This window comes from Bacillus sp. 007/AIA-02/001 (assembly GCF_004634455.1).
GTDB classification, from domain to species: Bacteria; Bacillota; Bacilli; order Bacillales; family Bacillaceae_G; genus Bacillus_A; species Bacillus_A cereus.
Genome location: NZ_SEIY01000011.1, coordinates 14,359 through 27,044 on the forward strand (window position 1 = coordinate 14,359; position 12,686 = coordinate 27,044).

A 12,686-nucleotide genomic window follows, 5' to 3' on the forward strand; every position below is an offset into this window, starting at 1 on the left:
TCACGTATTCAACTTAACAAATCTATAACCGTGCGTAACTAATACTTTCAATATCGCATATCCTGGAATGGCTAAAATAATGCCCATAATCCCGAATAAGTTTCCGGCAGTTAAAATGATAAAGATGATAGTAATCGGATGAATGTCTAACTTTTTCCCCATAACTTGCGGAGAAATAAATTTACCTTCTGCTAATTGTACAACCATCATAACGATAATTACTTTTAACACCATTGCTGGCGAGTCGATAAATGCGATAATTAACGCTGGTGTAATCGCGATGATTGGCCCTACGTACGGAACGATATTTACAATCATCGCTAAAATTGCAAGTAGTACCGCATATTTAATACCGATAATAAGGTAACCAATTAATAGCATAATACCGATAAACAAGCTAACGATAATTTGCCCTCTAATATATGAGCTAATTGCATAATGCATATCATCTAGTATTCTCATTGCTGCTGGTTGTCTTTGCTCTGAAATGAACTTTAAGAAGTGATTCGGCAATTGTTCGCCATCTTTTAAAAGATAGAACAATATAAATGGAACCATTACAAATGTTAAAACAACCTCTGTAATAGTACTCAAAAATCCAGTTACATTCCCAGTTACTGATGATAATGACTTTGTAAAATCAACTGTATAGTCTTTTACCATATTCGCAACATTAATATTTAAATTCTCCTGAATTTTACCGAGTAAATTACTTTCCCCGAATCTACGTGCTGCTTGTTCAATCTCATGGCCAAAATACGGTAAGTTATCAATTAATGCATCAATTTGATCTTTAATAATAGGGATAACCGTTACAACTAAAAATACAAATAATCCTAGTACGATTAAATATATAGAAGCTATCGATACGATTCTTGAAACACCTTTCTTTTCTAAAAGCGAAACGAATGGATGTAAAATATAGAATAGTACGCCTGCTAATAGTACTGGGAAGAAAATTGTTTTTAAAAATACGATAAACGGTGTAAAAACAAATGATATTTTTGTTAGCAATAAAATATTAATGAACAATAACGCAAATCCAAGTAATACCGCCAAATAATTTTGTTCTCTAAAAAACTTTCTTAACTTATCTCTTTTTCTTATATTTATTTTCTCCAATGAAACCACCTCTTCGAATGATGAAAAGCCCTTATTCAGGGCTCTTCATCATAATCTATATATCTATTTCTTTGCAGCTTTCACTACAAATGATACAATAAAAATTAACACGATTGCACCTAATAATGCTGGCACTACATGAATCCCACCAAATGATGGCCCAAAGGATCCAAATAATCTACCACCTAACGAAGCACCTAATAAACCTGCGATAATATTTCCGAACATACCACCTGGGAAATTTTTACCTGTTATAGAACTAGCAATTGCACCTATAATAGCACCAACTATTAATGTGATAATCCATCCCATTTTTAGTCCTCCATTTCTATTATAGTTTGTATGATTTAATACAAACATATGTATTTATCATTGCTAATCATATTTCACTATAGAAATATATTTACTACTATTTTACATATGGAGATACATATATTATATGCAAAAAAGAAAAATATTGTCAAACTCACCCATAAAGCAATTATATTCATATACCATATTTAAAGGAGGCTTCATTATCTATGATTCTTAAGTTAAATTCCAGTTCTTTTGAAGTAGCAACATCCATTTTACAGGTTCAAATTCCAGCTTATAAAGTTGAAGCAGACTACTTAAATAGCACTGCCATACCTCGTTTATATGATACTGTAAACGATATTCAAAGTTGTGTTGAAACATTCTATGGATATTTTTCTGAAAATAAACTTGTCGGTTTTATTTCTTTTGTACAAGAAGAAAAACTAATCGATATCCACAGGTTAGTTGTATCCCCCGATTTTTTTCAAAAAGGAATCGCAACGAAACTCCTAATTTATATATTTAACATGTTTCCCTCTTCAATGACATACATTGTACAAACAGGTAAAGCGAATACCCCTGCTATTACTTTATATAAAAAACACGGATTCATTACAGTATCAGATACAATACTTCCTGACGGTATGATTCTTACGCAATTAAAAAAGACAGAATACACAAAATAATTTGACTTGTTCGCTCCTTTATGTTATTTTTTACTTTATAAAACCTTTTGCTGAGTCCAAATTTTGGAGCGGGGGAACCATTTTTGTAGCTATGCTACTTGGGGCGAATCTTTTTTAAGTAGGGAAACTCTCACTTCCCGAGTCCGACAGCTAACCTCGTAAGCGTAATGGGAGAGGAAGGTGCTTTTTGCCTATGTTACACATTTTGCCTCCTTAATTATAAATATGGGATCGATATCAAATAGTCACCTATATTTATAGAAAAGGAGAATGTATTATGTTACGTTTATCTGATCACGCAATTAAAATGATGGAGCAAAGACTTCGAATTGAAAAACAACGCACATATCAAGCAAATAAGGTTGTAGATAACTTACATCACAAATACTTCTTTCAGCATATTTTTCAACCGAAAAGATAAAGAAAATGTTTATTTAATATTAAAAAACACAAGGTGTGTCTTACAAAGACATTCCTTGTGTTTTTTATATTCTTTATAAAATTCTCACTACATTTAAACTTGCTGTAATCGCACCTGCTATAGTGGTCACATGCCCTACACCTAACGGGCCATTTTGTAATATTAATGTTGAATTGGCACTCGTCACATTCACAAGAAGTGTATTGGAAATGGCTGGTTCGATTACTACAGTTGATGTCGTTACGTTTTGTATAAAACTCCCTGTTAGTTGCGTTCCATTTAATAGCAATCTAACAGATACTGTCTCATTCCCACCATTTGCATCCCCTTGGAAATATTACACCTTTTATATGAAATGCATTTTTATAAGAAAAGTACACCTTTGACCTCATTTTTTTAAAATAAAGAAGCCTATCATTTCATCTATTTGAAATCATAGGCTTCTTTTATAAAAACACTTTACTTTCTAGCTTTAATAATAAAAGTAGTCGGCACCATTCTAGCTTTATATAAAGAATAATACTTCGTAGACGGCTCAGCTAGTTCTCCATCAAACGAGCTTGATGGTTCAGGCTCTTCTATTCTCTCAATTTTAAATCCCGCTCTATTTAACTCATTTATGTATGTACTTATTTTTCTCTTATATAATGTCGCTTGTACATTTTCTCCTTTAAATGTTTCAAACGTAATGGGCGTTTCCTCATGATAAGAAGACTTTATAGCAACTTCTTCTGTACCATACTGTAAGTTTGAATATATGGGATGCTCCCAGCTAAAAATAAAACTTCCTCCTGGCTTTACATACGAATAAATCAATTCCAACGTTTTTCTTAAATCCGAAGTCCAGCCTAATGCATAAATGGAGTATACAATATCAAAATAATCTTTCGGTATATCCCCTTCTTCTTCCATTGCTCCACATATTAACTTTGGATTCCAACTCTTTAACGTTTCATTCGCTATTTTAATTTGTTCACTTGAAAGATCCAGGCCCCATACTTCCTCTGCTCCATGTTCCCCCATATATTTCAGCGAATGCCCACTTCCACATCCAATATCAAGTACCTTTTTATCTTTAATTGAATCGAACAAATGAATCTCATCTTCAGACGCCGTATAAGGACCATATTTCGGTAAACAATCCACTTGAAAGAAATAAGGTGCAACTGTATCCCAACACTTTTTATTTAAAGCTAACATTTGCGTACCTTTCATATGCTACATTCCCCCATCCATTTTCTTCCCCACTATTAATTACACATCATAACCCGTTCTTCCTTTTCTCTTCGCTCGGTAATTTTTCACTTTTGCAATTGTACCGCACGCTCTTCCTCCTTCTTCTCCAGCATACATACCGCACCATCTTTTACTTCCATTACGCGAATGATCATAAAATACCCAGCGGCAATCTGGACATGCTTTTAACCTTCCCCACACATTTTCTTGAATTGACATTAACACAATGCTTAACACTTTTGTATACACATTCTCTTCATATACTGGTTCATATGTAATACCTTTCATATCATCCTTTATATGTACATGAAATGGGTATTTCTCTAACCACTTTTGCAATGATTCTCCGCCTTCAATTGTCATCCGAATATCTTCTCGAAAACCTCTTAATTCCTCTATCGTATGAAATGGAAACTCTTCATCAAAATATTCTTTCATAAAGAGCTTTATATCTTCTTTTGTTTGCAGCAAATCAATTGGCTCTCTCGTATCGTTTGGTATTCTCCATGTATTTAAAAATTCCCGAATATATTCTAGTTCATTTGGAGCGTTTTGATTCAATTCGATCCACCTTCTTCTTAAAATTTACTTTTTTCTGACTTTATGTATAATTATAGTATAAAATAGTTAACCATCAAATAATTTTACTGGTTACATAATTAGGAGGATTTCTATGAAAGGTTTCTCAACACCGATATGTTTCATGCTTATTTCTTCATTTTTTATGTCTTTTGGGTATTTTGCAGTATACGCATTTTTAGCTATTTATCTATTAACCTTTCTTCATTTTTCTGCTGTCCAAGTAGGAACAGTGTTGACGATTATGACAATTACATCACGAGTTATCCCATTATTCTCAGGGTTAATTGCTGACAAAATAGGCTATATCATTATGATGATAGCCGGATTATTTTTAAGAGGAGTCGGATTTATCGCTTTAGGAATATGCTCTGATTTCTATACAATTTCTATTTCTTCTGCACTTATTGGCTTCGGAACTGCATTTTACGAACCTGCCGCTCGCGCTATATTTGGCTCACAGCCAGCTCATTTGAGAAAAAATTTATTTACATATTTAAACCTTAGCTTTAATTGCGGTGCAATAATCGGACCAATTGCAGGAGGATTCTTACTCTTACTCGATCCACTCTACGCTTTCTCTCTAACAGGATCTCTTATGCTGTTATTTGCTTTTATTTTTTACTTACTTAAAAATCACTTCCAAGTCACTACTGAAAATACGTCTATTACATTAGGAATACAGGTCATCTTACAAAACAAATCTTTCCTTCTGTTTTCCTTTATCATGATTTTCTTCTATATTATGTTTACTCAGCTTACTGTCGCACTTCCACTTCATATGAAAAACATTAGTAATAGCAATCAACTTGCTACACTCGTTATTACGATAAATGCGATAACAGGCGTCATATTTATGGTATTATTCCGAAAATTATTCCACAAATACAACACACTTTCGATTATTAAATACGGTGTTTTATTAATGAGTATTTCCTTTTTACTCATTCCTTTATTTCAACACCCATATTGGCTCTTTATTTGTGTAATTTTATTTACAATCGGTGAAACACTCGTATTACCTAACGCTGATATCGCTATTGCAAATTACAGTAATGAATCATATACAGCCACTTTCTTCGGATTTTATCAACTATCACTCGCATTTGGTTTTATCATTGGTAATTATACCGGTACATCTTTTACATCCAACTTAAGCGGAATGTATACACCATGGCTTATTTTTGGCGGAATAGGACTTATTGGTTTTATTTCACTACATATTTTGAATATAAAAAAAGTGGCCTCTAAAGAGGATATACACCTATGTAATACAAGCGACCTATAACGAAAAAGATTCGACCATCATATGTGACAGTCGAATCTTTTTATTTTTCATATTCAAGGTGATTATGTCTTTTACAACCAAATAAATAGCAAGCCCCTATATGATCAGTTTCAAACTCTAATCCTGGAACGTATCCAGATTTGATACGTTCTACCATTGTTTTATAACAATTATTCTCTTCTGTATATTCCTCAATTAACTCTTTCTTATCATTTTCTGTCCAGTTTTCTTCTACTTCTTCACTCTGAACATCTTCTATTTCTGCTGTTTTCGCTTCGATAGATTCCCGTATAACTTCATTTATACGGGAGAAATTATTCGTTTTATATAGAGCATACACAAATCTACCAATCCAATTAGGACTTTTCCAGCATTCTTTATATCCCTTTTCGAACCATTCAATTGCTTCTTTATAGCAATTCAATTCAACATATAAATCTGCTACATTAATTTCCCCTAAAAAATTATCAGATTCCCTGTTAAAAGTATCTAACTTCTCTTTTGCTTCTGTCGTTCGTTCTAAATCAATTAAACATTTTACATAGCTATACATGATATAGTCCGAATCCCCTGCAACTCGTAAAAAAAATTCCGAAGCTTTTTCCAGCTCTCCAAGGTTATAATGAGCTACAGCTACATTATGATATGCTTCATCCGATGGTTGAATCGAAATAGATTTTTGTAATACTTCTTTCGCTTCTGTCCATTTTTCTTGTTTCATGTAAATGTCCCCTAAGATGTTATAAGGAAAGTATGAAGAAGGATTCAACTTAACAACTTCTCTTATTAATTCAAGAGCTTTATCATCATTCTCTTCCTCATAGAAGTACATCCAAGCAAGATTATTGAGAGATTGTACGTCTCTAGATTCATGTACTGCTTGTTGAAACAGTTCCATTGCTTCCTCATATTTATTTTGTTCAAACATTTCAATTGCCTTCTCGTTAATGTTCAAATAACTACCTCCGAAGTGAATAAATTCATCTACGCTTTATCATTATTTTAAGATGTAAAAATTGAAATTTCTATAAAAAATTTCTTTATCCTGTCTACATTTCGATTGAAATAGAAGCTAAAACACACGAATTTACAACAATGAGTAAATTTTTCAATCTCCCTTAAATTGGATATACATCCTGTTTTATTTTACATATTATGGTACAATCAAAAGGGTACTAACTAAACATTTACGCTCCACACTAGTAATCTAGCAATACCAAAATCAAAATTCACATGGAATTGAGGGATGTTATGAAACAGAAATTAGCTGTTCTTCTATTCACTGGAATCATATTATCAGGATGTTCAACTATAGCAGAGAATTCTTTAGAAAGCGGGAAAGGCAGTATGGAATTATTAACACCAACGATCACAACAAAAGATAATGAATTAGAAATTAAAACTAAAGGCATTGATGAAAATAAAGTAACTTTTATTTATGTTGCTAATAAAAAAGTGTTGGAACAAAAGCTAAAGAATAGTGAATCCTACAAGCTTAACATTAAAGATATCGAACACGCTCATAGGACGGACTACAAACCAAAAGTTCAACTTTTGCAAACGAAAGATGATAATGATGATGGAGAAATGGTAACCTTTAAACAAGTTCGATATACAGTTAAGAAAAACTAATTTTATAGTTATTTCATTATAAATGTAACGAACGAAATTATCCTTTTAACAGAGTAGAAATGTAAGGGGTGCTAACATGAAAAAACGATGGATTTCTTGGTGGATTGGTAACATATTTTGGATTATCGTTTTTGGAATATGGGCAGCTATTATTTGGCTACGAGAGGTTGATGGTGCCGGTGTCATTCAAACACCTGAAATTAAATCGATATCACTTATCGTTTTATTAATTGCGTTTATCATACCGGTATTTTTTCAAATTATATGGCTAATCATTAATTTGAGAATGAGTAAAAAAAATAATTATACGATTTAGTTTTTTTGAATTAACAGATCAATATTTTTCATAAAAAAAGAGAGGAATCTACATCAAAATAGATTCCTCCTTTTACATTTGGACTTATACTGCACTTTTACTGCAGCACTACTCCTCTTTTTTACGATGCATGTTCATCTTTCTTCTTCATTAACGCTCTTTTCTTCATCGCCTTCGTTAAATATCCACCCTTAAACGAGCGAATTTCATACGAAGACATAAACGCTTTCGGTGCAATTTCATTAATGATTTCTAAAAGCTCTTTCTCTCTAGAACGCTTTGCGACGATATCTAAGCGATAACGTATAGAATTAATACCTTCGCCTTCAAATACTGTAACGCCAAATCCAGAGTGACGTAACTCATCTACTAATTCATTACAACGGTCTAGTAAACTAACTTGATACGTAATATAACCAATTGCTAATTTATTCTCTATATAACCGCCTAATAACAGTCCCGCACTAAAGCCAATGACATAGGCAACGATGTTCATCCAATTTGATAAATCTTGAAACACAATACCTAAACTGACAATGTAAATAGCTCCTTCTAACAATCCAACACCAGCAGCGGATCTTGTTTGATTCTTTACAAGCAAAATCGTACGGATTGTTAAAATTGGAACGTAAATAATTTGTAGCACAAAAATAAGTAGCGCTTGTAACATTGGTATCCACCTCTTTCAAAAAGTCTTTTGTCATAATAACATACATAACCTTTAGAAATCGATGGTTTTTTTAAAATTTTTTATTATTTTTCATACTATTGAAAAACGTAAAAAAGAAGCGTATTATATTTGTCGTTAATTTGTTTACTTGTATCAAATCACTAAAATAAAAAAGGAACCCGATTAGGTCCCTTTCATCATAGCTCTATGTTTTTCGAAGCATGTTCCCTTTGCTTCTCTTCTTCTTTCACTAACTGCATATTTGCATACGCTAAATTTGCAATCATTAAAAAGTGGCCACCTAAAATACCTGTACCGAATGCCCACATTTCCATCTCATGCTCAATTTCATACATGATGATAGCTCCTAAAATGGCAGCTGCAAATCGGTTTAAAACTCCTAATCCAGGAGCCTTTTCCTTCATTACGATACTTTTTCCGAGTTTCTCCACTCTGCGAGCTAATAACCAAAGGCAATAGGCGCTTACTGCTAATCCAATACCGAACCCTGTCACTTGTTTTCCAAACGGAGTAATCGTCCACATAAGTAGTAAACCACTAAAGATCACATACAATTGTAATCGATATACACGTAAGGCTTCTTGAATCAAAATATCCGCTCCTAAGTTCTCATTTTTTGTACTTTTAGAAGAAAAGCAGCAACTTACACAGTTGCTGCTTTCTCTTCTTCTTGTTCTTGTTCCATCTTACGAATTTCAACACGTTTAATTTGGTAAGCGTCTTTTTCTAACACTTTAAATTCATAACCTTCCGCGTCAACGTGTTGTCCTTCTTCGATTTCATGATTTTGCATCATAATCCATCCACCGATTGTATCCACATCATCTTCTTCGATGTGTAATCCAAATAAATCTTTCACTTCTGAAATAAGCACTTTTCCATCAACAATGATATGTTGCTCGTTCACATGTTGAATTGGCGGTGCCTCATCTTCATCATATTCGTCACGAATTTCGCCGACGATTTCCTCCAAGATATCTTCAAGCGTTACAATTCCGGCTGTTCCTCCGTACTCATCATATAAAACAGCCATCGGAATTCGCTTCTTCTGCATTTGAAGTAATAAATCGTGAATTGGAGTCGTTTCCATCACTTCAATAATCGGACGCATATACGAGCGAATAGATGATAAATCTTTTTGATCCTCGGTCATATATCGAATAAAGAAATCTTTTACGTTGACCATACCGATAATATCATCTTTATCTTCTCCAAAAATCGGATAACGTGTGTATCGCTCATTTTGGATTACTTTCATGTGTTCTTCTACTGAATCTTCCAGGTAGAAACCAACGATTTCTGTTCGCGGTACCATAATCTCTTTTGCAATACGATTATCAAATTCAAAAATGTTATTTACATACTTGTATTCAGCTTGATTAATTTCGCCACTTTCATAGCTATCTGAAAGGATAAGACGTAATTCTTCTTCTGTATGAGCTACTTCATGTTCTGAAGCTGGCTTTAAACCGAATAAACCAGTTATCACACGAGCTGAACCGTTCAATACCCAAATAAATGGATACATTACTTTATAGAACATCATTAATGGACCTGCCAATAATAACGTTACCCTTTCAGCCTTTTGAATTGCCATCGTTTTCGGAGCTAATTCCCCTACTACAACGTGTAAATACGTCATAATCATAAAAGCAAGACCAAATGTTAATACTGATGAAATAGAAGGATTTAAGTTCCATTTCTCAAATAACGGGTGTAATAACTTTTCAATTGTCGGTTCACCTAACCAACCTAATCCCATAGCTGTAACTGTAATACCTAATTGACAAGCAGATAAATATTCATCTAAATTTGTTGTTACCTTTTTCGCTGCTAAAGCACCGCGTTTTCCTTCCGCAACAAGCTGATCGATACGGCTTGAACGTATCTTTACAATCGCAAACTCTGCTGCTACGAAAAATCCAGTAAATGCGATTAAAATCGCAACCATGACTAAATTAAATATTTCCAATGAATCCCCTTAGTTAAAAAACTAAGGTGTCCACCTCCTGTATACTATAATGTTTTCTTATTTGTTTGTTAGAAAACATAGCCCGATACAAAAATTAAAGAGGTCGGATTTCACTTATTCTATAATAATAGAGCAAGTGTCTGTATTAAAGCTGTCGTTTGACCTGATAAAGATTTCGATATTTTTTCACGTTGTGAATCAGTCAATTCATCTAAAAGCGGCTTTAACTCAGTAAGCTCCACTTCTAATTGATGAATATGGTCTGTCACTTCATTCACTTGTTTCGAAACGTGTTCATTGATACCGAGCAGCTTCTTCTTCTCCTCGATTTTCTCTTTAATCTCACAAAGCGGCATATGCATTTCTTTGCACTTCTCAATAAATTGTAATGTCTCAAATGCTGTTTCGTCGTAATAGCGATAATTAGATTGAGATCGCTCCGCTTTTAAGATACCTAGATTCGTATAATAATCAATCGTTCGTTTCGACACGTGAGCCATGAGAGCCAACTGTCCGATTCGATACACCTTCCCAACGATCTTCCCCCCTTGTTTATATTACTTACATCATACAACACATAAACTGTACAGTCAAACGTGACGGTTTATTATTCACAATTTATACAAAATTCCAATCTCCTCATATGATGATTCAATACGAGTAATCTACACTTATACAATAAAATTACTAAACTACTACCTAATCACTACATTGTCTGCCACTTTTAACCTTTCTTATTTAAAAGCATATCCTACTAATAATGATTGCTTGTATAGGAGGGAATTAATATGAAAAAGACAATCATTTCTCATTTTTATAATGAAGAATACCTACTTCCATGGTGGCTTATGCATCACACGAAAATATTCGATCACGGCATTTTAATTAATAGAGGGTCTACAGATCGTTCCGTAGAGATTTGTAAACTATTAGCACCCCACTGGGAGGTACGAAATTCAAGATTTCTTGAGTTTGATCCAACTAATACTGATATTGAAGTGATGGAAATTGAAAGAGAAGTTTCAGGTTGGAAAATCGTTTTAAATACTACTGAATTCTTTTGTTGTAATAATACTGAAGAATTTTTTTCATCTCTTCATACACTAGGCCAAAACATGTATGCGATTAGAATGATTTTAATGATAGATAATCATAATTATAATTATTCAAAGCCTAGATATTCTATCCCCTTAGTAGAACAGCGATACCACGGTGTCTTCCCTTATAACCCAAATCTCGGATGTGCTTGGAGATTTATTCACAATCATCTAGACGGTGCATATTTACCTGGTAGACATCATTCGCGGCACGGATATATAATTTATGACTATCCTTCATTTATTTTAAAATTTTATTTTAGCCCTTGGAATGAACAATCAAAGGCAAGAAAATTACAAATTACACCTACCCTTTCAAAAAGGGGTGTTCAAATGGGACTTCAAACACATTACGGTCAATCTCCTGAAGTACTGGACATACGTTTTTTAGAGCTTAGTAACCTAACACAAGACCTCCGTCATAACCCTGAATATCAAGAATTATTTCCAAAATTCAAACCGTAATATTTTCTGCATCGTCATCACCTCAAACATTTTCATTCACTTAATCAAAAACAATCTCATTTGCATAAAACATGAATACTGTATAAATAATAAATTTTTATTTTAGGAGGAAAAAATGAAAGCTGTTATTCTTGCTGGTGGGTACGGTACAAGAATTGGGGAAGAAACACATTTAAAACCGAAACCTATGATTGAAATTGGAACAAAACCCATTCTATGGCACATTATGAGTTTGTATAGTCATTACGGGATTACTGAGTTTATTATTTGCTTAGGCTATAAAGGATATGCAATTAAAGAGTTCTTTCTAAATTACAACTTACACATGTCTGATTTCACAATACAGTTAAACGATAATACAATTACTAGCCATTCTCATCGTGTAGAACCATGGAAAGTTACACTAATCGATACTGGTGTAAATACCGAAACGGGTGGCCGAGTGAAAAAGATTCAAAATTATGTCGGAGACGAACCTTTCTGCCTCACTTATGGTGATGGATTAAGTAATGTAAATATAAAAGAACTTATTACATTCCATAAAAAACATGGAAAAATGGCTACTGTTACTGCCGTACAACCTCCTGGTAGATTCGGTTCTCTCATATTAGATAAACAGTCTGTAACATCTTTTCAAGAAAAACCATTAGGTGATGGCGGATGTGTTAACGGTGGATTTTTCATTTTAAATCCTGAAGTTTTCAATTACATTAGTGGAGATAAGTCTGTTTTTGAAACAGACTCTTTAGTTCAGTTAGTAAATAAAAATGAATTGGCCGCATATCAACATTCTGGTTTTTGGCATCCGATGGATACATTGCGCGATAAAAATAAATTAGTCGAGCTATGGGAAAGTAATAACGCTCCGTGGAAGGTTTGGTAAT

16 protein-coding genes, 1 pseudogene and 1 riboswitch are annotated in these 12,686 nt (G+C 33.4%); of the genes and pseudogenes, 7 read left to right on the forward strand and 10 right to left on the reverse strand.

Going from position 1 to position 12,686, the window contains the following annotated elements; all coding sequences use genetic code 11:
• The gene (locus tag ES895_RS19565) at window positions 1-1,122 is read right to left on the reverse strand and encodes an AI-2E family transporter (RefSeq protein ID WP_000411480.1); all 1,122 of its coding nucleotides are present in this window, start codon (window positions 1,120-1,122) and stop codon (window positions 1-3) included.
• A 63-nt stretch (window positions 1,123-1,185) separates the two neighbouring features.
• Window positions 1,186-1,434: a GlsB/YeaQ/YmgE family stress response membrane protein gene (locus tag ES895_RS19570; RefSeq protein WP_000539730.1), complete on the reverse strand. Its 249-nt coding sequence runs from the start codon at window positions 1,432-1,434 to the stop codon at window positions 1,186-1,188.
• Window positions 1,435-1,643: 209 nt separating this feature from the next.
• Between ES895_RS19570 and ES895_RS19575 the strand changes: the two genes are divergently transcribed.
• Together ES895_RS19575 and ES895_RS29355 are read left to right on the forward strand one after the other, a co-directional pair.
• On the forward strand, window positions 1,644-2,105 hold the full coding sequence (locus ES895_RS19575) for a GNAT family N-acetyltransferase (protein WP_000601225.1): 462 nt from the start codon (window positions 1,644-1,646) through the stop codon (window positions 2,103-2,105).
• Window positions 2,106-2,143: 38 nt separating this feature from the next.
• Window positions 2,144-2,286: riboswitch (cyclic di-AMP (ydaO/yuaA leader) on the forward strand.
• Window positions 2,287-2,382: 96 nt separating this feature from the next.
• Window positions 2,383-2,526, forward strand: coding sequence for a hypothetical protein (locus ES895_RS29355; RefSeq protein WP_000945243.1), 144 nt, complete (start codon window positions 2,383-2,385; stop codon window positions 2,524-2,526).
• A gap of 73 nt (window positions 2,527-2,599) precedes the next feature.
• On the opposite strand, the pseudogene ES895_RS19580 reads toward ES895_RS29355, so the two are convergent.
• The 3 genes and pseudogenes from ES895_RS19580 to ES895_RS19590 all read right to left on the reverse strand — a co-directional run.
• Window positions 2,600-2,863: pseudogene (locus ES895_RS19580) on the reverse strand (collagen-like protein); the annotation flags it as partial.
• A gap of 122 nt (window positions 2,864-2,985) precedes the next feature.
• The gene (locus ES895_RS19585; RefSeq protein WP_000679180.1) at window positions 2,986-3,741 is read right to left on the reverse strand and encodes a class I SAM-dependent methyltransferase; all 756 of its coding nucleotides are present in this window, start codon (window positions 3,739-3,741) and stop codon (window positions 2,986-2,988) included.
• Between the two features lie 39 nt (window positions 3,742-3,780).
• Window positions 3,781-4,323, reverse strand: a complete 543-nt coding sequence (locus tag ES895_RS19590) for a CGNR zinc finger domain-containing protein (protein WP_048568364.1) — start codon at window positions 4,321-4,323, stop codon at window positions 3,781-3,783.
• 112 nt (window positions 4,324-4,435) lie between these two features.
• Between ES895_RS19590 and ES895_RS19595 the strand changes: the two genes are divergently transcribed.
• A complete protein-coding gene (locus ES895_RS19595; RefSeq protein ID WP_135238575.1) occupies window positions 4,436-5,629 on the forward strand; it encodes an MDR family MFS transporter in 1,194 nt (397 codons plus the stop codon).
• A 40-nt stretch (window positions 5,630-5,669) separates the two neighbouring features.
• Here the strand turns inward: ES895_RS19595 and ES895_RS19600 are convergent, their stop codons facing one another.
• A complete protein-coding gene (locus ES895_RS19600) occupies window positions 5,670-6,584 on the reverse strand; it encodes a tetratricopeptide repeat protein (protein WP_016111539.1) in 915 nt (304 codons plus the stop codon).
• A 296-nt stretch (window positions 6,585-6,880) separates the two neighbouring features.
• Between ES895_RS19600 and ES895_RS19605 the strand changes: the two genes are divergently transcribed.
• Both ES895_RS19605 and ES895_RS19610 read left to right on the forward strand, forming a co-directional pair.
• Window positions 6,881-7,261, forward strand: coding sequence for a hypothetical protein (locus ES895_RS19605; protein WP_135238576.1), 381 nt, complete (start codon window positions 6,881-6,883; stop codon window positions 7,259-7,261).
• Window positions 7,262-7,337: 76 nt separating this feature from the next.
• The gene (locus ES895_RS19610; protein ID WP_135238577.1) at window positions 7,338-7,577 is read left to right on the forward strand and encodes a DUF3923 family protein; all 240 of its coding nucleotides are present in this window, start codon (window positions 7,338-7,340) and stop codon (window positions 7,575-7,577) included.
• Window positions 7,578-7,698: 121 nt separating this feature from the next.
• Here the strand turns inward: ES895_RS19610 and ES895_RS19615 are convergent, their stop codons facing one another.
• The 4 genes from ES895_RS19615 to ES895_RS19630 all read right to left on the reverse strand — a co-directional run bounded on the left by ES895_RS19615 (window position 7,699) and on the right by ES895_RS19630 (window position 10,767).
• Window positions 7,699-8,247 carry a DUF2179 domain-containing protein gene (locus ES895_RS19615; RefSeq protein ID WP_000938438.1) on the reverse strand — a complete coding sequence of 183 codons (549 nt, stop codon included), beginning with the start codon at window positions 8,245-8,247 and terminating at the stop codon, window positions 7,699-7,701.
• 197 nt (window positions 8,248-8,444) lie between these two features.
• Entirely contained in the window at window positions 8,445-8,858 is a 414-nt protein-coding gene (locus ES895_RS19620; protein ID WP_000613876.1) for an ATP synthase subunit I, read from the reverse strand.
• Window positions 8,859-8,911: 53 nt separating this feature from the next.
• Window positions 8,912-10,240, reverse strand: a complete 1,329-nt coding sequence (locus ES895_RS19625; RefSeq protein ID WP_000402256.1) for a hemolysin family protein — start codon at window positions 10,238-10,240, stop codon at window positions 8,912-8,914.
• Between the two features lie 119 nt (window positions 10,241-10,359).
• Window positions 10,360-10,767, reverse strand: coding sequence for a MerR family transcriptional regulator (locus ES895_RS19630; RefSeq protein ID WP_000285634.1), 408 nt, complete (start codon window positions 10,765-10,767; stop codon window positions 10,360-10,362).
• Window positions 10,768-11,028: 261 nt separating this feature from the next.
• Here ES895_RS19630 and ES895_RS19635 point away from each other — a divergent pair, with 261 nt between their 5' ends.
• Both ES895_RS19635 and rfbF read left to right on the forward strand, forming a co-directional pair.
• Window positions 11,029-11,802: a glycosyltransferase family 2 protein gene (locus ES895_RS19635; RefSeq protein ID WP_000750973.1), complete on the forward strand. Its 774-nt coding sequence runs from the start codon at window positions 11,029-11,031 to the stop codon at window positions 11,800-11,802.
• Window positions 11,803-11,917: 115 nt separating this feature from the next.
• Window positions 11,918-12,685: a glucose-1-phosphate cytidylyltransferase gene (rfbF, locus tag ES895_RS19640; RefSeq protein WP_087964993.1), complete on the forward strand. Its 768-nt coding sequence runs from the start codon at window positions 11,918-11,920 to the stop codon at window positions 12,683-12,685.
• The last annotated feature ends 1 nt before the right edge of the window (window position 12,686 follow it).

Bases quoted from the DNA above. Each gene is read 5' to 3' on its own strand.
- ES895_RS19575 (WP_000601225.1), top strand. From the start codon at position 1,644: ATGATTCTTAAGTTAAATTCCAGTTCTTTTGAAGTAGCAACATCCATT.
- ES895_RS19610 (WP_135238577.1), top strand. From the start codon at position 7,338: ATGAAAAAACGATGGATTTCTTGGTGGATTGGTAACATATTTTGGATT.
- ES895_RS19605 (WP_135238576.1), top strand. From the start codon at position 6,881: ATGAAACAGAAATTAGCTGTTCTTCTATTCACTGGAATCATATTATCA.
- ES895_RS19615 (WP_000938438.1), bottom strand. From the start codon at position 8,247: ATGTTACAAGCGCTACTTATTTTTGTGCTACAAATTATTTACGTTCCA.
- rfbF (WP_087964993.1), top strand. From the start codon at position 11,918: ATGAAAGCTGTTATTCTTGCTGGTGGGTACGGTACAAGAATTGGGGAA.
- ES895_RS19635 (WP_000750973.1), top strand. From the start codon at position 11,029: ATGAAAAAGACAATCATTTCTCATTTTTATAATGAAGAATACCTACTT.
- ES895_RS19585 (WP_000679180.1), bottom strand. From the start codon at position 3,741: ATGAAAGGTACGCAAATGTTAGCTTTAAATAAAAAGTGTTGGGATACA.
- ES895_RS29355 (WP_000945243.1), top strand. From the start codon at position 2,383: ATGTTACGTTTATCTGATCACGCAATTAAAATGATGGAGCAAAGACTT.
- ES895_RS19595 (WP_135238575.1), top strand. From the start codon at position 4,436: ATGAAAGGTTTCTCAACACCGATATGTTTCATGCTTATTTCTTCATTT.
- ES895_RS19570 (WP_000539730.1), bottom strand. From the start codon at position 1,434: ATGGGATGGATTATCACATTAATAGTTGGTGCTATTATAGGTGCAATT.